The sequence below is a fragment of the Pseudomonas laurylsulfativorans genome (genome assembly GCF_002906155.1).
In the GTDB taxonomy this organism is placed as follows: Bacteria; Pseudomonadota; Gammaproteobacteria; order Pseudomonadales; family Pseudomonadaceae; genus Aquipseudomonas; species Aquipseudomonas laurylsulfativorans.
In genome coordinates, this window is the sequence record NZ_MUJK01000004.1 from 144,411 (window position 1) to 161,608 (window position 17,198).

Annotated in this window: 19 protein-coding genes and 2 tRNA genes; 16 read left to right on the forward strand and 5 right to left on the reverse strand. The window is 61.1% G+C overall.

The annotated features are described in order from the left end of the window. The first annotated feature begins 18 nt into the window (after positions 1–18). The 8 genes from B0D71_RS14615 to B0D71_RS14650 all read left to right on the forward strand — a co-directional run bounded on the left by B0D71_RS14615 (position 19) and on the right by B0D71_RS14650 (position 7,985). Entirely contained in the window at positions 19–891 is an 873-nt protein-coding gene (locus tag B0D71_RS14615; RefSeq protein WP_103395393.1) for an enoyl-CoA hydratase, read from the forward strand. Between the two features lie 2 nt (positions 892–893). Next, positions 894–1,961 carry an NAD(P)H-dependent flavin oxidoreductase gene (locus B0D71_RS14620; RefSeq protein ID WP_103395394.1) on the forward strand — a complete coding sequence of 356 codons (1,068 nt, stop codon included), beginning with the start codon at positions 894–896 and terminating at the stop codon, positions 1,959–1,961. A gap of 29 nt (positions 1,962–1,990) precedes the next feature. Continuing rightward, a complete protein-coding gene (locus B0D71_RS14625) occupies positions 1,991–2,746 on the forward strand; it encodes an enoyl-CoA hydratase family protein (protein ID WP_103395395.1) in 756 nt (251 codons plus the stop codon). Positions 2,747–2,756: 10 nt separating this feature from the next. Next, positions 2,757–3,923, forward strand: coding sequence for an acyl-CoA dehydrogenase family protein (locus B0D71_RS14630; protein ID WP_103395396.1), 1,167 nt, complete (start codon positions 2,757–2,759; stop codon positions 3,921–3,923). 10 nt (positions 3,924–3,933) lie between these two features. Next, the gene (locus B0D71_RS14635) at positions 3,934–4,989 is read left to right on the forward strand and encodes an acyl-CoA dehydrogenase family protein (protein ID WP_103395397.1); all 1,056 of its coding nucleotides are present in this window, start codon (positions 3,934–3,936) and stop codon (positions 4,987–4,989) included. A 168-nt stretch (positions 4,990–5,157) separates the two neighbouring features. After that, complete coding sequence (locus B0D71_RS14640; RefSeq protein ID WP_103395398.1) at positions 5,158–6,306, forward strand: acetyl-CoA C-acetyltransferase; 1,149 nt, start codon at positions 5,158–5,160, stop codon at positions 6,304–6,306. Positions 6,307–6,467: 161 nt separating this feature from the next. After that, entirely contained in the window at positions 6,468–7,343 is an 876-nt protein-coding gene (locus tag B0D71_RS14645; protein ID WP_103395399.1) for an SDR family oxidoreductase, read from the forward strand. Between the two features lie 132 nt (positions 7,344–7,475). Beyond that, positions 7,476–7,985 carry a DUF1993 domain-containing protein gene (locus B0D71_RS14650; protein WP_103395400.1) on the forward strand — a complete coding sequence of 170 codons (510 nt, stop codon included), beginning with the start codon at positions 7,476–7,478 and terminating at the stop codon, positions 7,983–7,985. Between the two features lie 192 nt (positions 7,986–8,177). On the opposite strand, the gene sstT is transcribed toward B0D71_RS14650, so the two are convergent. After that, positions 8,178–9,410, reverse strand: a complete 1,233-nt coding sequence (gene sstT / locus B0D71_RS14655; RefSeq protein WP_103395401.1) for a serine/threonine transporter SstT — start codon at positions 9,408–9,410, stop codon at positions 8,178–8,180. A 305-nt stretch (positions 9,411–9,715) separates the two neighbouring features. Between sstT and B0D71_RS14660 the strand changes: the two genes are divergently transcribed. Then, a complete protein-coding gene (locus B0D71_RS14660) occupies positions 9,716–10,870 on the forward strand; it encodes an MFS transporter (RefSeq protein WP_103395402.1) in 1,155 nt (384 codons plus the stop codon). A gap of 4 nt (positions 10,871–10,874) precedes the next feature. Here the strand turns inward: B0D71_RS14660 and nhaR are convergent, their stop codons facing one another. Further along, entirely contained in the window at positions 10,875–11,774 is a 900-nt protein-coding gene (nhaR, locus tag B0D71_RS14665; protein WP_103395403.1) for a transcriptional activator NhaR, read from the reverse strand. Between the two features lie 135 nt (positions 11,775–11,909). Here nhaR and B0D71_RS14670 point away from each other — a divergent pair, with 135 nt between their 5' ends. Both B0D71_RS14670 and B0D71_RS14675 read left to right on the forward strand, forming a co-directional pair. After that, positions 11,910–12,146: a hypothetical protein gene (locus tag B0D71_RS14670; RefSeq protein WP_103395404.1), complete on the forward strand. Its 237-nt coding sequence runs from the start codon at positions 11,910–11,912 to the stop codon at positions 12,144–12,146. A 29-nt stretch (positions 12,147–12,175) separates the two neighbouring features. Further along, positions 12,176–12,925 (forward strand): TerC family protein, encoded by a 750-nt coding sequence (locus B0D71_RS14675; protein ID WP_103395405.1) that lies wholly within the window; start codon positions 12,176–12,178, stop codon positions 12,923–12,925. 79 nt (positions 12,926–13,004) lie between these two features. On the opposite strand, the gene B0D71_RS31470 is transcribed toward B0D71_RS14675, so the two are convergent. Further along, on the reverse strand, positions 13,005–13,172 hold the full coding sequence (locus B0D71_RS31470) for a hypothetical protein (protein ID WP_165798721.1): 168 nt from the start codon (positions 13,170–13,172) through the stop codon (positions 13,005–13,007). 179 nt (positions 13,173–13,351) lie between these two features. On the opposite strand from B0D71_RS31470, the gene B0D71_RS14680 reads away from it, so the two are divergent. From B0D71_RS14680 to B0D71_RS14690, 3 genes are all read left to right on the forward strand, one after another. Further along, complete coding sequence (locus tag B0D71_RS14680; protein ID WP_103395406.1) at positions 13,352–14,086, forward strand: peptidase C39 family protein; 735 nt, start codon at positions 13,352–13,354, stop codon at positions 14,084–14,086. A 91-nt stretch (positions 14,087–14,177) separates the two neighbouring features. Continuing rightward, positions 14,178–14,384, forward strand: a complete 207-nt coding sequence (locus tag B0D71_RS14685) for a DUF6021 family protein (protein ID WP_015094297.1) — start codon at positions 14,178–14,180, stop codon at positions 14,382–14,384. A 17-nt stretch (positions 14,385–14,401) separates the two neighbouring features. Continuing rightward, complete coding sequence (locus tag B0D71_RS14690) at positions 14,402–14,617, forward strand: hypothetical protein (RefSeq protein ID WP_103395407.1); 216 nt, start codon at positions 14,402–14,404, stop codon at positions 14,615–14,617. A 57-nt stretch (positions 14,618–14,674) separates the two neighbouring features. Here B0D71_RS14690 and pbpG read toward each other — a convergent pair whose 3' ends face one another. Together pbpG and folD are read right to left on the reverse strand one after the other, a co-directional pair. Continuing rightward, positions 14,675–15,613: a D-alanyl-D-alanine endopeptidase gene (gene pbpG, locus B0D71_RS14695; protein WP_103395408.1), complete on the reverse strand. Its 939-nt coding sequence runs from the start codon at positions 15,611–15,613 to the stop codon at positions 14,675–14,677. A gap of 239 nt (positions 15,614–15,852) precedes the next feature. Continuing rightward, positions 15,853–16,707, reverse strand: a complete 855-nt coding sequence (gene folD, locus B0D71_RS14700; protein ID WP_103395409.1) for a bifunctional methylenetetrahydrofolate dehydrogenase/methenyltetrahydrofolate cyclohydrolase FolD — start codon at positions 16,705–16,707, stop codon at positions 15,853–15,855. A gap of 274 nt (positions 16,708–16,981) precedes the next feature. Here folD and B0D71_RS14705 point away from each other — a divergent pair. Further along, positions 16,982–17,058: transfer RNA gene (locus B0D71_RS14705), tRNA-Arg, on the forward strand. 32 nt (positions 17,059–17,090) lie between these two features. Next, positions 17,091–17,166, forward strand: a tRNA-His gene (locus B0D71_RS14710). Positions 17,167–17,198: the final 32 nt, after the last annotated feature.

The following is a 17,198-nucleotide window of genomic DNA, read 5'->3' on the forward strand; positions in this document are numbered from 1 at the left end:
GCGTTGCGGAGAAAAGTGATGGCTGAAAATAACGATAAAGACCCGGCCGACGTGGTGCTTTACGAAGTGCAAGGCGCGGTGGCCCTGGTCACCATGAACCGCCCCGAGTACCACAACGCGCAGAACTCGCAGATGACTTACGCGCTAGACGCGGCGTTTCGCCGGGCCTGCGATGACGATGAAGTGAAGGTCATTGTATTGCGTGGCGCCGGCAAGCATTTCTCCGCCGGGCACGACATCGGCACCCCGGGCCGCGACGTCGACAAGAGCTTCGATCGCGCCAGCTTGTGGTACGACCATGTGAACAAACCGGGCGGTGAGTTTCTCTATGCCCGCGAGCAGGAAGTCTATCTGGGCATGTGCCGTCGCTGGCGCGAGATGCCCAAGCCGACCATCGCCATGGTCCAGGGCGCGTGCATTGCCGGCGGGTTGATGCTGGCCTGGGTCTGCGACCTGATCGTCGCCAGCGAGGATGCCTACTTCGCCGATCCTGTGGTGCGCATGGGCATTCCCGGGGTCGAGTATTTCGCCCACGTGCATGAACTCAATCCGCGCATCGCCAAGGAGTTTCTGTTCCTCGGCGAGCGCATGCCGGCACCGCGTGCCTATCAGATGGGCATGCTCAATCGGGTGGTTGCTCGCGACGAGCTGGAACAACAGACCCTCGACATCGCCGGGCGCATCGCGCAGATGCCGCGCCTGGGCCTGCAACTGAGCAAGCAAGCGGTGAACAACGCCGAAGACTTGATGGGCAAGCGCGCGACCATGGACATGGTGTTCGGCCTGCATCACTTTGCCCATGCCCACAATGAACTGGTGTCCGGTGACCGTCTCGGCGGCTACGACGCCAAGGCCATGGCCAGTTCGCAACGTAAAACGGGCGGGGCGTGAGCATGGCGATCTCGTTGAATACCCGTTTGACACAACTGCTCGGGTGCCGTTATCCGATCATCCAGACCGCCATGGGCTGGGTCGCCGACCCGAAACTGGTGGCGGCCACGGGCAACGCCGGTGGTTTCGGTTTTCTCGCCGGGGCGACCATCGAACCGCAGCAGATGGAAGCGGCGATTATCGAAACCCGGCGCCTGACGGATCAGCCGTTTGGGGTGAACTTCCACATGTACCAGGCCAATGCCAGCGAGATTGTCGAGCTGGTGTTGCGCCACAAAGTCCGGGCGGTCAGCTACAGCCGTTCGCCGGGCAAGCAGATGATCAGTCGCCTGAAGGACGCCGGCGTGGTGTGCATTCCCACGGTGGGTGCGCTCAAGCATGCGCAGAAAGCCGTGGAAATGGGCGCCGATGCAGTGACCGTGCAGGGCGGCGAGGGCGGGGGGCACACCGGTTCTGTGCCGACCTCGTTGCTGCTCGATCAAGTGGTGAACGCAGTCTCGGTGCCCGTGGTGGCGGCGGGCGGTTTCAAGGACGGCAAGGGGCTGGTTTCGGCCCTGGCCTACGGCGCCGAAGGCATCGCCATGGGCACGCGGTTCCTGATGTGCGCCGACAGTCCGGTACCCCAGGCGACCCTGGCGCGCTACCTGGCGGTCAAGGACCCGGCGGCGATCATCATCAGCCGCGCCATCGACGGCATGCCGCAACGGATGATCCGCAACGAATTGCTCAACCAGCTGGAAAACAGCGGCGGCCTCAAGCGCCTGTTGCTGGCGTTGCAAAGTGGCCTGGCGTATCGCCGCCACACCGGCATGAGCCTGACGCAACTGCTGACCAGCGCGCTGAAGATGCGCGGCAGCGGTGAGCTGACCGCCGCGCAAAGCATCATGGCCGCCAACGCGCCGATGGTGATCCAGAAAGCCATGGTCGACGGGCAACCGGCTGCGGGCGTCTTGCCCGCCGGGCAGATCGCCGCATCCATCGACAGCTTGCCCAGTTGCGCCCAATTGATCGAACAGATCGTCCTCGACGCCGAAGCGCGCCTGGGCGAGCTGTGCCGGCGTGTGTCGTAAGGGGCCATGCATTGTGAAGGAAAGAAACCATGAAACCATTTAGCGTCAGCATCGAACACGGCATTGCCGAACTGGTCTTCGACCGACCGCCGGTCAACGCCTTCAACAACCAGGGCTGGGCCGATATCGCCAGCGAGATCGAGGGCCTGGGCCGCAACAGCGACGTGCGGGTGATCGTGATCCGTGCCGAAGGACGTGGCTTCTGCGCGGGGGTCGACATCAAGGAACTGGCCGCCGACGGCAACCTGATCGTCGCGGTGAACAAGGGTAACTACGACAGCTTCAAGGCGATCCACCGCAACCCGAATCCGGTGATCGTGGCCGTGCACGGCTTCGTGCTGGGCGGCGGCATCGGCATCTGCGGCGCCGCCGACATCATTGTCGCGTCCGAGTGCGCCACCTTCGGCGTGCCGGAAGTGGATCGCGGGGCCATGGGCGGCGGCGCGCACTTGCAGCGGCTGTTCCCGGTGCAAAAGGTCCGCCACATGTACTTCACCGGCGAAGCCATCGACGCCGCCGAAGCGTACCGCCTGGGCGCGGTGGAGCGGGTGGTCAAGCGCGAAGACTTGCGTGACGCCGCGTTGCAGATCGCCCGCACCATCGCCGCCAAGAGCCCGGGCATGATCAGCCTGGCCAAGGAAGCGTTGACCGGTATCGAAGACGGCAATCTGGAAGACAAATACCGCTGGGAGCAGGGCTTCACCCTCGAAGCCTACCGCTCACTGGACTCTCAGGAAGCACGCGACTCGTTCGTCGAGAAACGCGATGCCCGATTCAACGGCTGAAGGCATATCCATGGACCTGACCTATACCCCGGCCCAGCAGGCCTTTCGCTTTGATGCGCGGACCTGGCTGGCGGCCAATGTACCGAGTGAACCGCTGCAATCGTTCGACACCGAACAGGGCTTTGCCCAGCACCGCGCCTGGGAAGCCAAACTCAACGAAGGCCGTTGGGGCATGGTCACCTGGCCGACTGAACTTGGCGGCCGTGGCTGCGACCTGATCGAGTGGCTGATTTTCGAAGAGGAATACTACCGTTCCGGCGCACCTGCTCGGGTCAACCAAAACGGCATTTTCCTGCTCGGCCCGACCCTGATGGAGTACGGCAGCGAAGAACAAAAGGCCCGGTTTCTGCCGCGCATGGCCACAGGCGAAGACATCTGGGCCCAGGCCTGGTCCGAGCCGGGCGCCGGCTCCGACATGGCGGCGATCCGCTCCAAGGCTGAACGGGTGGGCGACCACTACGTGATCAACGGCCAGAAGACCTGGTCGACCCGCGCGGTGTGGGCCGATTGGGCGTTCGGTATTTTCCGTACCGACGCGCAGTCCCAGCGTCATCACGGACTGACCTTCATCCTGCTGCCGCTGGACACACCGGGGATCACCGTACGGCCGATTCCGCAACTCAACGGCTTGCCGGGCTTTGCCGAGATTTTCTTCGACGACGTCAAGGTGCCGGTGGAAAACGCTCTCGGTGGCGAAGGCATGGGCTGGCACGTAGCGATGTCCACCGCCGGTTTCGAGCGCGGTTTGTTGCTGCGTTCACCGGCGCGCTTCCAGGAAACCGCCAAGCGCCTGGTGCAGCTGTACCTGGCCAACCGCGAGCAGGCCGACCGCGACCCGGCCATCGGCGAGGCGGTGATGCGCGCCTGGCTCGATGCCGAGGCCTACACCCTGAGCACTTACATGACCGCTTCGCAACTGGTGCAGGGCGGCAAGATCGGGCCGGAATCGTCGACCAACAAGATCTTCTGGTCCGAACTCGACCAGCGCATGCACGACACCGCCATGAGCATTCTCGGATTGCGTGGCGAGCTGCTGCCAGATGCCCCCGCCGCCGGTGACGTCGGCCATTGGCTGGAAGGTTTCCTGTTTGCCCAGGCCGGGCCGATCTACGCCGGCACCAACGAGATCCAGCGCAACATCATTGCCGAACGCATGCTCGGCATGCCGCGAGCCTGAGGAATAGACCATGGACTTTAGTTTCAGCCGCGACCAACTGCTGTTTCAGGACAACGTCCGCAGCTTTCTGATCAACGAGGTCACCCCGGAACGTATTCGCGAACTGTGGCAGAGCGACAGCGGGCGCAGTGAACAACTCTGGGCGCAACTGGTGGAGTTGGGCCTGACCGCGCTGACCGTGCCCGAGGCGCAGGACGGCATGGGCATGAATGAGCTGGACTTCGTGCTGATCGCTCAGGAGTGCGGTTACGCCGGACTGCCCGAACCGCTGGTGGACACCATGCTGGTCGGCGTGCCGTTGCTCGCAGCCCTCGATAAGCAACATGCAACGCTCCAGCAATACTGGTTGTCGCGGGTCGCCGAGGGCAGTGCGCGGCTGGCGGTTGCCGAGCCGGGCAACCCGCTGGTCAGCGATGCCCATGTCGCCGACTTGCTGTTGTTGGCCAATGGCGATGAGGTGCATGCGCTGGAGCGTGATGCCGTGCGCCTGACCCGCAACGAGTCGGTCGATCCGAGCCGCCAGTTGTTCCAGGTCGAGTGGACGCCAACGCCCGCCACCTGTGTCGCCAGCGGCGAACAAGGCCGGGGTTTGTGGGTGGCCGCCTGCAACCGTGGCGCCCTCGCCAGTGCCGCGCAATTGTTGGGGCTGGCCAAGCGCATGGTCGACCTGGCGGTGGACTACACCTTCGAGCGCAAACAATTCGGCAAACCGGTCGGCTCGTTCCAGGCGGTCAAGCACTTGATGGCCAACGTTGCGGTGCAGATCGAGTTCGCCAAAGGCCCGCTCTACCGGGCCGCTTATGCGGTGGCTGAGCAGCAACCGGGGCAGGACGTGCTGGTGTCCCACGCCAAACTGGCAACGGCGGAAGCGGCGATGCTCGCGGCGAAGAACACCATCCAGGCCCACGGCGCGATGGGTTACACCTGGGAAGTCGATTTGCATCTGTTCATGAAGCGCGCCTGGGCGCTGGACAAGGTTTGGGGCGATCGCGGCCATCACAAAGAGCGGATTCGCGCGGCGTTGTTTGAAGGCAACCCAGAGCTGGGTGCGGGCAGTACGTTTTAACCCGTCAGTAAGGGCGACTACACCCCTGTGGGAGCGAGCTTGCTCGCGATGAGGCCGGCACATCCAACATCGATGTTGACTGACACTGCGCCATCGCGAGCAAGCTCGCTCCCACAGGTTTTTCGGCGCCCTCAATACCAGATTTCAACTTTTACACCGAGGTAGACCATGCCTGAAGCTTATATCGTCGACGCCCTGCGCACGCCCACCGGGCGGCGCAAGGGTGGTCTGAGCCAGATCCACGCCGCCGACCTGGGCGCCCACGTATTGCGTGCACTGGTCGAGCGTAACGACATTCCCGACGAGGATTACGACGATGTGATCTTCGGTTGCGTCGACACCATCGGCCCGCTGGCCGGTGACATCGCTCGCACCAGCTGGCTGGCGGCCGGCCTGTCGCAATCGGTGCCGGGCACCACCATCGATCGCCAGTGCGGTTCGTCCCAGCAAGCGGTGCACTTCGCCGCCCAGGCGGTGATGAGTGGCACCCAGGATGTGGTGATCGCCGGTGGCGTGCAGACCATGACCCAAATCCCGATTTCCTCGGCGATGATCGCTGCCGAGCCGTTGGGCTTCACCGATCCGTTCAGTGGCTCCGAAGGCTGGGTGCGGCGCTATGGCGCGCAACCGCCGACCCAGTTCCGTTCGGCGCAGATGATCGCGGAAAAATGGGACCTGTCCCGGGCACAGCTTGAAGCCTACTCCCTGGAGTCCCATCGACGTGCCTTGCAGGCCATCGAGCAAGGTCGCTTCAACCGCGAGATCGTGCCGTTGGCCGGTGTGCTGCATGACGAAACCCCGCGCCAGACCAGCCTGGAAAAAATGGCCGAGCTGGAATTTTTGTTCGGCTGCGACCGGGTGACCGCCGCGGTGTCGAGTCAGACCTGCGACGCGGCCAGCGCGATGCTGATCGTCTCGGAGGCGGCGCTCAAGCGTTATGGCCTGACGCCACGGGCACGCATCCACCACCTGAGCGTGCGCGCCGAAGACCCGATCTGGATGCTTACCGCACCGATCCCGGCCACCGCCTACGCGCTCAAGCGCGCCGGCATGAAGCTCGAAGACATCGACCGCGTGGAGATCAACGAGGCCTTCGCTTCGGTGGCCATGGCCTGGTTGAAAGAGACGGGTTACCCCCATGAACAGACCAACGTCAACGGCGGCGCGATCGCCCTCGGCCATCCGCTGGGCGCCACCGGCACCCGCTTGATGTGCAGCCTGCTGCATGAGCTGGAACGCAGCGGCGGTCGCTTCGGCATGCAGACCATGTGCGAAGGCGGTGGTCAGGCCAACGTGACGATCATCGAACGTTTGTAACCCAGGATGCCACCGATCCTGTAGGAGCGAGCTTGCTCGCGATGGTCGTTAACGAATACGCGGGGTTTCTGGATAACCGCGTCGTTCTTGAGTCCATCGCGAGCAGGCTCGCTCCTACAGGGGATTGTGTCGACCCGTGATGAATTTGAAGGAAGTAGAACATGAAAATCTGTGAAAACCGCGTCGTGATCATCACCGGTGCCGGCGGTGGCCTGGGCCGCGCCTACGCGCTGGCTTTCGCCGCCGAAGGCGCGAAAGTGGTGGTCAACGACATCAACCGCGAAGCAGCACTGGCGGTGGTCGGTGAGATCCTCGGTCAGGGTGGCAGTGCCGTGGCCAACAGCGACGACATCACCCGCTATGACTCGGCAGGGCTGATCGTGCGCCAGGCCATCGAAACCTTCGGCGACCTGAACGTGGTGGTCAACAACGCTGGCATCTGCCGCGACCGCATGTTCGCCAGCCTCAGCGAATCCGACTGGGACGCCGTGGTGGCCGTGCACCTCAAGGGCCACTTCTGCATTTCCAGCCATGCCGTGAAGTACTGGCGTGAGCAGGCCAAGGGCGGCGCGAAGGTTGATGCACGGATCATCAACACCAGTTCCGGCGCCGGTTTGCAGGGCTCCATTGGCCAGTCCAACTACGCGGCGGCCAAGGGCGGTATTGCTTCGCTGACGCTGGTGCAGGCTGCTGAACTGCGCCGCTACGGGATCACTGTCAACGCCTTGGCGCCGGCCGCGCGCACCGGCATGACCGAGCAGGTGTTCGCCGACACCATGAAAAAGCCGGAAGAGGGTTTCGATTACTTCGCCCCGGAAAACGTCGCACCGCTGGTGGTGTGGCTCGGCTCCGAGGCGTCCGCCGAGGTGACCGGGCAGATGTTCGAAGTCGAGGGCGGCAAGTTGTCGATTGCCGACGGTTGGCGCCGTGGTCCGCAACTGGATCGCCAGGGTCGCTGGGCGGTGGGCGAGATGGGCGAGGCCGTTGCGCAACTGCTGACGCAAGCGGTTCCGGCGGCCAAAGTGTACGGAAGCTGAAAAAGTCCGGCCTCGGGAGGGCGGCGCGCGGCTATAATCGGCCCACGCTCCAAAGCCGATCACCTGTGGGAGCGAGCAAGCTCGCTCCCACAGGTGGACGGCGTTTCCCTCCGTCACCACACGAGACCTGCCATGACCATTTCCCTGTACGACGCTTCCGTGCCTGTTTTCCAGCAAATGCTCAACGCCCTGAGCGATGTACTGAAAAAGGCCGAGGCTCACGCCACCGAAAAAAACATCGACCCTAACGCCTTCCTGCAAGCGCGCCTGTTCCCGGACATGTTCCCGCTGGTGCGTCAGGTGCAGATCGCCGTTGATTTCAGCAAGGGCGTTAGCGGCCGTCTGGCCGAAGTCGAACTGCCGAAGTACGACGACACGGAAACCACCTTCGCCGATCTGCAAGCACTGATTGCCAAGGCCCTGGCCTTCATCGGCAGCATTACGCCTGCGCAGATCAACGGCAAGGAAGGCATCGAGATCGTCACCCGTCCGGGCACGCCTAAAGAGAAGCGTTTCAGCGGCCAGTCGTACCTGCTGACCTACGGCCTGCCGCAGTTCTTCTTCCACGTCACCACCACTTACGCACTGCTGCGTCACAATGGCGTGGAAGTGGGCAAGCGCGACTACATGGGCGCGTTCTAAACCGTCCAGGTACAAAAAAGCCCGCCAAGGTTTGCGCCTTGGCGGGCTTTTTCATACATGACTCATGCAGTGCAGACCTTTGTAGCAGCGAGCTTGCTCGGGAAGAACCCAAGCGCAACGCGTTAATCCAGAAAGAACGCGTTATCGTTAACGTCCATCGCGAGCGAGCTCGCTCCTACAGTAGGGGGAGTGTCAGGCCAGACGTTCTGCTTTTGCCTCTTCACCCAGGCAAGCCGCCGCGGTGAACAGCACGTCGGTGGAGGAGTTCAGTGCAGTCTCCGCCGAATCCTGCAACACACCAATGATGAAACCGACCGCCACCACCTGCATGGCGATTTCGCTCGGGATGCCGAACAGGCTGCACGCCAGTGGAATCAGCAACAGCGAACCACCGGCCACACCCGAAGCACCGCAGGCGCAGATCGCCGCGACGACGCTCAGGAGGATCGCGGTGGGAATGTCCACGGCGATGCCTAGCGTGTGCACCGCTGCCAAGGTCAGTACGGTGATGGTGATCGCCGCGCCGGCCATGTTGATGGTCGCGCCCAGCGGGATCGATACGGAGTAGGTGTCTTCGTGCAGGCCCAGGCGCTTGCTCAACTCCAGATTGACCGGAATGTTAGCCGCCGAGCTGCGGGTGAAGAATGCGGTGATGCCGCTTTCGCGCAGGCAGGTGAGCACCAGCGGGTACGGGTTGCGACGCAGTTTCCAGAACACGATGAGCGGGTTCATCACCAACGCCACGAACACCATGCAACCGAGCAGTATAGCCAGCAGGTGCGCGTAGCCGATCAGTGCGCCGAAACCGGAAGTGGCCAGGGTCGAAGCCACCAGGCCGAAGATGCCCAGCGGGGCGAAGCTGATCACCAGACGCACGATCACCGTCACGCCGTTGGACAGGTCGCCCAGCACTTCACGGGTGGTGTCGCCGGCGTGACGAATGGCGATGCCCATGCCGATGGCCCAGGCCAGAATGCCGATGAAATTGGCGTTCATCAGGGCGCTGACCGGATTATCGACCACGCTCAGCAACAGGCTTTGCAACACTTCGCCAATCCCGCCTGGCGCTGTGACCGCGACGTCCTGGGTCGACAGCACGAGGCTCGACGGGAACATCATGCTGGCAACCACCGCGACCACGGCGGCGGCGAATGTGCCCAGCAGATACAGAAACAGAATCGGCCGGATGTGGGTTTCCTGACCGTGCTTGTGGTTGGCGATGGAGGCCATGACCAGCACGAACACCAGAATCGGCGCGACCGCTTTCAGTGCGGAGACAAACACTTTGCCGATGAACGCTGTGGATTTCGCCGCGTCAGGGGCAAGCAGGGCCAGGGCAATACCGGCAATCAGGCCGATCACGATTTGTGTGACCAGGCTCAAGCGTTTCAGGCGTTGCAATAGAGAAGGGGATGAAGCAGTCATAAAACGGCATCTCTGATTTTTTAGGTGCAGGGTTTCGCAGGTGCAAAGCTACAAACAGGGCAGGCCGCAGGCAGGAAACCGAGAAGGAAACACAGGGTGTACGTTTTTCAGGGCGCGGACTTTATCACAGCGCAGGCACGATCTTTCAGACCTGTGACGAACTGCCACCATGGCATTCAACGAGATAGGCAGGTTCGTGCAACCGCGCGCGGAAACACTCTGTTAAGATTCGCCATCCTCATTTTCATGTCTGCCAGTGGGCCTTCGGGCTATCGCTGGTGTCGTCGTTTTTTCTGGAGTTCTGCATGCTGTTGCCCATTCTTCTGTTGTCTGCCGCCGGATTCACGGTGCTGACCACGGAATTCATCATCGTCGGCCTGTTACCGGCCATCGCCCGGGACCTGGACGTCAGCATCCCGCAGGCCGGTTTGCTGGTGACCTTGTTCGCCTTCACCGTGGCCGCGTTCGGGCCGTTCCTGACGGCGTACTTCGCCCGCTTCGAACGGCGCAAGCTGTTCATCTCGGTGCTGATCATGTTTGGCCTGGCCAACACGGTGGCGGCGCTGGCGCCGAACATCTGGGTGATGGCGTTTGCCCGGTTGATTCCGGCGCTGGGGCTGCCGGTGTTCTGGGCGCTGGCCAGTGAGACGGCGGTGGACATCGTCGGGCCGGATTACGCCGGGCGCGCCATCGCCAAGATCGGCTTCGGCATCGTCTGCGCCACGGTGTTCGGCATTCCGGTGGGCACGCTGATTTCCGATGCGTTCGGCTGGCGCAGTGCCTTTGCGATTTTGGCGGTCATCGCCTTTGCCAAGGCGTTGCTGCTGTTTATCTACCTGCCGAAAACCAATCTGCACCAGCATCAGGTGAGCTTGCGGTCACAATTCAAGATCCTGCGCAGCCCGCTGATGCTCGGTCACGTGCTGCTGTCGGTGGTTGTGTTCAGCGGCATGTTCACGGCTTATACCTACCTGGCCGACATTCTCGAACGCCTGGCCGGTTTCAACGGCACGGTGGTTGGCTGGTGTCTGATGGGCTTCGGCGCGGTCGGGCTGATCGGCAACTCCCTGGGTGGCCGGGCGGTGGATCGTCATCCGCTGATGGCGTCGATGATGTTCTGTGCGTTCATGATTGCCGGCCTGGTGGCGCTGGTGCCGAACATTCATTCGCCGGTCGGCCTGGCGGCGGCTATGGGCATCTGGGGCGTGACCCAGGCGGCGTTGTTCCTGGTCAGCCATGTGCGCCTGATGAAAGCCGCGCCCGAAGCGCCGGCGTTCGCCGCGTCGCTGAACATCGCCGGGGCCAACCTCGGTATCGGCCTGGGCGCGATGATTGGGGGGCGGGTGATCGACAGCGTCGGCCTGCAAGGCCTTGGCTTCGCCGCGGCGGCGTTTATCCTCGCCTCGATCCTGCTGGCGATTGCGCTGATGACCTTCAAACCTCGGGAAGTCTGCGCCTGAGGCGTTAAAACGCGGTAAACAGCTCGCGTCGGGCACCTTCGGTAATGGCGACAATGCCGGGGTGCTTGACCTTGCGCTCCACTGAGATGGCATAGAACGACTCGCTCACGGCGTCGGTCTGGCCGATCACTTCCACGCCATATTGGCGTTGCACTTCATCGGCAATCACGCTCGGGCCGATGAATATTCCGCTACCGGATTGGCCGAAGGCCTGCATCAGTGCGCTGTCGTCGAATTCGCCGACGATCTGCGGCTGGATCTGCTGCTCGGCAAACCAGCGCTGCAAGCGGCTGCGTATCACGGTTTCCGGGCCGGGAATCAGCAGTGGCGCACCGTGCAGATTGCGCGGGAAGTCATGTCCATAACGTGCCGCGAGCTCAGGGGTGGCGAAAAAGCTAATCCCGCACTCACCGAGTTTCTGGCTGTAGCCCTTGATGTCCAGGTGCGACGGCATCGGGCTGTCGGATATCACCAGGTCCAGGCGCTGGATCGCCAAGTCGGCCAACAAACGTTCGAGCTTGTCTTCGCGACACGTGATGCGCAGCGGTTCGCTCAGCTCCATGGTCGGTGCGATCAGGCGATAGACGATGGATTTGGGCACCACGTCGGCTACCCCTACGCGAAACAGGATCTGCTGTTCATTGGGTTGTGCCCGCAGCATGAGTTCCAGTTCGCCCCCCAACTGAAACATTTGCTCGGCATAGGGCAACGCCTGGCGTCCGGCCTCGGTCAGTTCGAGTTGCCGTCCGACGCGCCGAAACAACTCGATACCAAAGGTCTGTTCCAGTAATGAAATCTGCCCGCTGATGGTTTGCGGCGTGAGGTTCAGTTGCTCGCAAGCGCGCACGATGCTGCCGGTCTTGGCCACCACCCAGAAGTAATGCAATTGCCGATAGTTGAGCATGGCGATCTACAGTTCGTAAAAACCGAAGTATAGCCGCTGAAAATACGAATTTTCCTGAAGTATTCACTTCCCTAGAATGCATCGCTATCAACGGGCCATCGTTCAGGTCCCGTTCGTTCTATCGAGGAATGCATCATGAAGCTGAAAACCACGGCACTGCTAATCACGTCTTTACTGGTACTGGCCGGTTGCGACCAGGCCGAGAAAAGCGCGCAGCAGTTGATGGGCAAGGCTGCCGAAAGCGCCAAACAGGCGATTGACGATACTCACAAGGCCGCCGAACAAGCGCTCAGCGATGCCACCGGCAGTAGCAAAAAAGAATCATCGGAAAAAGATGCGGAAAAATCCGAATCTTCCTCCCAGGAAATCTAAACCGCATTACAACGAGTCAGGACTGACCCATGGATTACCTTTTACAACTTGCCGCCAGCCCCACCGCCTGGGTCGCCCTGGCCACCCTGGTGGTGATGGAAATCGTGCTCGGCATCGATAACCTGATCTTCATCTCGATCCTGACCAACAAGCTGCCCGAGCAGCACCGGCAGAAGGCGCGACGTATCGGTATCGGCATGGCGCTGATCCTGCGACTGGGCCTGTTGAGCACCATCGCGTTCATTGTTCAGTTGACGGCTCCAGTGATCGAGATTCTCGGCCACGCGTTCTCCTGGAAGGACATGATCCTGATCGCTGGTGGCTTGTTCCTGTTGTGGAAGGCGACCACCGAGATCCATCACAGCATGGACCCGGCCCCGGATGATCCGACGTCGAAGACATCCACCGTGACCTTGGGCTTTGCTGCGGCGATTGGTCAGATTCTGATGCTGGACATGGTGTTCTCCATCGACAGTATCATCACCGCAGTCGGCATGACCGAGCACTTGCCGATCATGATCATCGCGGTGGTGGTGTCGGTGCTGGTGATGTTGTTCGCGGCTGATCCGCTGGCGAAGTTCATCAACGACAACCCGACGGTGGTGATGCTTGCCCTGGGCTTCCTGATCATGATCGGCATGACACTGATCGCCGAAGGCTTCGGCGCCCACGTACCGAAAGGCTACGTCTATGCGGCCATGGCTTTCTCGGCTTCGATCGAGGTGCTCAACATGATGTCCCGCCGGTCCAGGGAGAAGCGCTTAGCCACTGAAGCTTAAGCGTCGCTGCAAAGAAACGGCCGCCTGAACTCCCAGAGTACAGGCGGCCGTTTTTGTTGGTGTCGGGTAAGCGTGTTGGTCAGTGGGCGTTGGCGTGTTGACTTGGCGACTTGTCCTCTTGCGGTGCAGGTGCTGGCTGAACAGGGTGGTGGTGGCGGCGAGTAATGCGCAGCACGCCCCACAGCATGGCGGCGGCTACCGCCAGCCATCCGCAAATCAACATCGCAATGATCATGGTCAGGCTCATCTGTGCCTCCTCTTTGCCCTGCTGCGGGCACACACGCTTCGCTGTCGTCTCTCTAGGGGACAGTCTAGCCGTTGCTGTATTTCAGGCTATTGACCGAAAGTCGGCAGACACCAACCAGTTTGCTCTATCGAACGTACTGGACTGCCGTTTAAAGCTATACCGTAGCGGCGCGGCGCCCTATGATCGACGACCAAGCCGGGAATGGGATTGCCTGGCGTCTGAACCTGAACAAGAGAGAGATGATGGTGCGGGTATTTTCTCGAATTTTGTCGACCCTGCTGATCGCCGGTTGCGTGGCAAGCCTGGCGGGCTGTGCCGGGAGCGTGGCGCCCGAGATCAAGCGTTTACCGGAGCGTGTCGAACTCAGCGGCCGATTCTACCGGGGCGATGCCAATCAAAGCGGGCCCCAGGTACTGGCCAGCATGCTGTCCCAGCAGGGCATCGTGATCACCCCGGGTTTGCTCGACAAGCCCTTGCATTTGCCGGGGGGCGAAGCTCAGTTGCAACAGAACATGCAGAACCTGGCCCGCGAGTACGGGATGGTCGTTTATCCCCTCGACAGCAACCTTGCGGCTTTGTTGACGCAAGTCGCCGCCGGTTATCCGGTGATGGTGCGCTTTACCGAGGGCTCGGCCATGTGGGCCGAACCGCGTTACGCCATCCTGGCCGGCTACAACCGCCAGAAACAGACGGTCCTGTTGCGCGCCGGAATGAATCGCCGCGAACTGATGAGTTTCAGTTCCTTCGAGTCCGCGTTCAAGGATGCCGGTGGTTGGGCCGTGCTGATCCAGAATCCGACGCAAATCCCGGCCAATGTCGATCAGCAGCGTTGGCTCAAGGCCGCCAACGATCTGGCTCAGGCCGGCCAGGAGCAAGCGGCTGCGAAGGCTAAAAAAGCCTTGGCCGCACACTAAGTCCGTTGGTCACCCGGCGGGCACCATCGCTCGCCGCCAGCCTCTGATCTTCAAGGGCCCGGAACATTCGGGCCGAGATCAGGAGGCACCCATGGCTCATTCCACTACGCCCGTCGGTCCGCACTCGTCTGAACATTCGTCCGGCGATGAACTGGGTTTCGATCCAGATTCTCCAGACCTTGCCGATCCACAGGTCGACCCGATCGGGCCCGCCAAGGCACCGAGGGATGTGAAACCGGGTGACAACCCCAAGGCTCCGGCCAAGCCCTACGATCCACTGGGTGATCTGAAACCCTAGGTCCAATGGAGGTGCGTATGTCTACCGATTCCAGTTTTGACGACAAACGTCCGGAAACTGTCCCCACAACCCCCGAGCAAAGCACTGATCCGGTGATGGATCCGGACAGCCCGTTGAGGGACCCTCTGGCGCGGCCAACGGTGGTGCCCACTGAGCAGCCGAAGGGTTGGAGAGATCCGAGTACCGGTGACGGGATACCAGACGATGACCAGATGCCGCTGCCGAACGATTGAATCTCAGGCGAAAAAAAGCCCCGAATGATCGGGGCTTTTTCGTGCATGGCCGTTTTGTTATTTCGAGGCTTCAACCACGCCGCTTTGGCGTTGCTTGAGGTTCTTGTCTGCCTTGTACTGCAAGGCTACGGAAGGCACGTCCGCGCTCTTTCCGCTCTCTACCCAATTACGCATGCGCGTGGCATCGGCGAAGTGGGTGTACTTGCCGTAGGCGTCAAGGATCACCAGGGCAACCGGGCGGTTAGCCATCCGGGTCACCAACACCAGGCAGTGACCGGCTTCGTTGGTGAAACCGGTTTTCGTCAGTTGAATGTCCCAGTCTGGCTTGCGGACCAAATGGTCGGTGTTGCGAAAGCCCAGGCTGTAGTTGGGTTTACGGAACGAGACGGTTTTTTCCTTGGTTGTGCTCAGCTCGGTCAGAAGCGGGTACTTGTGCGCGGCGATCAACAGCTTGCTCAGGTCGCGAGCGGTCGACACGTTGCGCGGGGAGAGACCGGTCGGCTCGACGAAATGCGTGTTGGTCATGCCCAGTGCCCGGGCCTTGGCGTTCATTGCAGCTATGAACGCGGCATAGCCGCCCGGATAGTGGTGCGCCAGAGTCGCGGCGGCGCGGTTTTCCGAGGACATCAGGGCAATCAGCAGCATTTCCCGGCGCGGCAGTTCACTCCGGAGCTTGACCCGGGAGAACACGCCTTTCATTTCCGGTGTGTCGCTGATGTTGACGTCGATGTATTCGTCCATGTTCTGCCGAGATTCAACCACTACCAGGCCAGTCATCAATTTGCTGACGGAAGCGATCGGCACCACTACGTCAGGATTGCTGGCATAGATGACTTTGTTGGTCTGCATATCCAGCAGTAAAGAGCTGCCGGAAGCGAGTTTGAGTGTCTTCGTATCTCGCGGCGCTGCGGTGGTTTCGCCAGCGCTGGCGAAGGGCGTGATGAAAGTCCCTGTAATTACTAAAAATAGGCTCAGGATGGAAAGACGGATTTTCACGCTGGCAGACTCATAAAGGGTGTTGATAAGCCGTTTTGTAACGGGCTGTTTCCTGAAAAGCGCGACATTCTGGAGTATGGCTGAATAACTGTCGATGGTTGTTCAAGTAACAGGTGAAAGTCCTGAGAAACATGAAAAAAAAGTCATTTTCCGGCGGGCGGTCTGTGTTTCTCGCAGGCAAAAAAAACCCCGCCAGGGCGGGGTTCCTTATCACGCTGTGACGGTGTCCGCGTTGAAACTCAGCTGTGCAGGGTTTCGGCGGCGTACAGGGTGTTTTCCAGCAGGCAGGCACGGGTCATCGGGCCTACGCCGCCCGGTACCGGAGTGATCCAGCCGGCGCGGGGCAGGGCGGTTTCGTAGATAACATCACCGACCAGCTTGCCGTCGTCCTGACGGTTGATGCCGACATCAATCACGATCGCGCCTTCCTTGATCCATTCGCCCTTGACCAGGCCCGGCTTGCCGGCGGCGACGACGACCAGGTCCGCACGGCCGACATGGCCGGCCAGGTCCTTGGTAAAACGGTGGGTGACGGTCACGGTGCAACCGGCCAGCAGCAATTCCATGGCCATCGGGCGGCCAACAATATTGGATGCACCGACAACCACGGCATCCATCCCGTAAAGATCGGCCCCGGTGCTTTCCAGCAGGGTCATGATGCCTTTGGGGGTGCATGGGCGCAGCAGCGGAATGCGCTGAGCCAGGCGACCGACGTTATAAGGATGGAAACCGTCGACGTCTTTATCCGGGCGAATGCGCTCCAGCAGTTTGGAAGCGTCCAGGTGTTCAGGTAGCGGAAGCTGAAGCAGAACACCGTCGATTGCGGGATCGTCGTTCAAGCGATCGATCAGTTCGGTCAGCGCTTCTTGAGTGGTTTCGGAAGGCAGGTCGTAAGCTTGGGATAGAAAGCCGACCTCTTCACAGTCTTTACGCTTGTGCGAGACATAAACCTGAGAGGCAGGATCGCTGCCGACCAGGATCACCGCAAGGCCGGGCGTGCGCAGGCCTTGCTGGCGACGCTCGGTGACACGTTGGGCGATCTGCTGGCGCAGGCTGGCGGCGATCGATTTGCCGTCGATTAGTTGTGCAGTCATTGCGCGTGATTAACCATCGAGAGGGGAAAAAAAGAGAACGCATTCTCGCATGTCATGCGGTGAGGGCAAAGGCGCTTGGTCTGCAAATTCCCCTAACTCCTTTAATTAAATGAATTTTTTTTAAAAATGATTTGACGACCTTCAGGGGGCTCTATACTATTCGTCGCACTTGTCGGGCACAGCCTAGCACTGGTTAAGAAGGTTGAGCGGAATTACGGTTCTGCGAGACTGGAAAGCACTTAGTTTGTAGTCCTCCAAGGTTACAACTAACAAGGCGCCCGTAGCTCAGCTGGATAGAGCATCCGCCTTCTAAGCGGATGGTCGCAGGTTCGAGTCCTGCCGGGTGCGCCATTAGGCAGCTTTGGCACAAGTAGCGCGATATGGTGGGCGTAGCTCAGTTGGTAGAGCACGGGATTGTGACTCCCGTTGTCGTGGGTTCGATCCCCATCGTCCACCCCATATTTCGAAAGGCGCCGGATTAACAGTCTGGC

What these genes read in the sequence shown, in the direction of transcription:
- B0D71_RS14615 (WP_103395393.1), top strand. Translation starts at nt 19, where the DNA reads ATGGCTGAAAATAACGATAAAGACCCGGCCGACGTGGTGCTTTACGAA.
- B0D71_RS14620 (WP_103395394.1), top strand. Translation starts at nt 894, where the DNA reads ATGGCGATCTCGTTGAATACCCGTTTGACACAACTGCTCGGGTGCCGT.
- B0D71_RS14625 (WP_103395395.1), top strand. Translation starts at nt 1,991, where the DNA reads ATGAAACCATTTAGCGTCAGCATCGAACACGGCATTGCCGAACTGGTC.
- B0D71_RS14630 (WP_103395396.1), top strand. Translation starts at nt 2,757, where the DNA reads ATGGACCTGACCTATACCCCGGCCCAGCAGGCCTTTCGCTTTGATGCG.
- B0D71_RS14635 (WP_103395397.1), top strand. Translation starts at nt 3,934, where the DNA reads ATGGACTTTAGTTTCAGCCGCGACCAACTGCTGTTTCAGGACAACGTC.
- B0D71_RS14640 (WP_103395398.1), top strand. Translation starts at nt 5,158, where the DNA reads ATGCCTGAAGCTTATATCGTCGACGCCCTGCGCACGCCCACCGGGCGG.
- B0D71_RS14645 (WP_103395399.1), top strand. Translation starts at nt 6,468, where the DNA reads ATGAAAATCTGTGAAAACCGCGTCGTGATCATCACCGGTGCCGGCGGT.
- B0D71_RS14650 (WP_103395400.1), top strand. Translation starts at nt 7,476, where the DNA reads ATGACCATTTCCCTGTACGACGCTTCCGTGCCTGTTTTCCAGCAAATG.
- sstT (WP_103395401.1), bottom strand. Translation starts at nt 9,410, where the DNA reads ATGACTGCTTCATCCCCTTCTCTATTGCAACGCCTGAAACGCTTGAGC.
- B0D71_RS14660 (WP_103395402.1), top strand. Translation starts at nt 9,716, where the DNA reads ATGCTGTTGCCCATTCTTCTGTTGTCTGCCGCCGGATTCACGGTGCTG.
- nhaR (WP_103395403.1), bottom strand. Translation starts at nt 11,774, where the DNA reads ATGCTCAACTATCGGCAATTGCATTACTTCTGGGTGGTGGCCAAGACC.
- B0D71_RS14670 (WP_103395404.1), top strand. Translation starts at nt 11,910, where the DNA reads ATGAAGCTGAAAACCACGGCACTGCTAATCACGTCTTTACTGGTACTG.
- B0D71_RS14675 (WP_103395405.1), top strand. Translation starts at nt 12,176, where the DNA reads ATGGATTACCTTTTACAACTTGCCGCCAGCCCCACCGCCTGGGTCGCC.
- B0D71_RS31470 (WP_165798721.1), bottom strand. Translation starts at nt 13,172, where the DNA reads ATGAGCCTGACCATGATCATTGCGATGTTGATTTGCGGATGGCTGGCG.
- B0D71_RS14680 (WP_103395406.1), top strand. Translation starts at nt 13,352, where the DNA reads ATGATCGACGACCAAGCCGGGAATGGGATTGCCTGGCGTCTGAACCTG.
- B0D71_RS14685 (WP_015094297.1), top strand. Translation starts at nt 14,178, where the DNA reads ATGGCTCATTCCACTACGCCCGTCGGTCCGCACTCGTCTGAACATTCG.
- B0D71_RS14690 (WP_103395407.1), top strand. Translation starts at nt 14,402, where the DNA reads ATGTCTACCGATTCCAGTTTTGACGACAAACGTCCGGAAACTGTCCCC.
- folD (WP_103395409.1), bottom strand. Translation starts at nt 16,707, where the DNA reads ATGACTGCACAACTAATCGACGGCAAATCGATCGCCGCCAGCCTGCGC.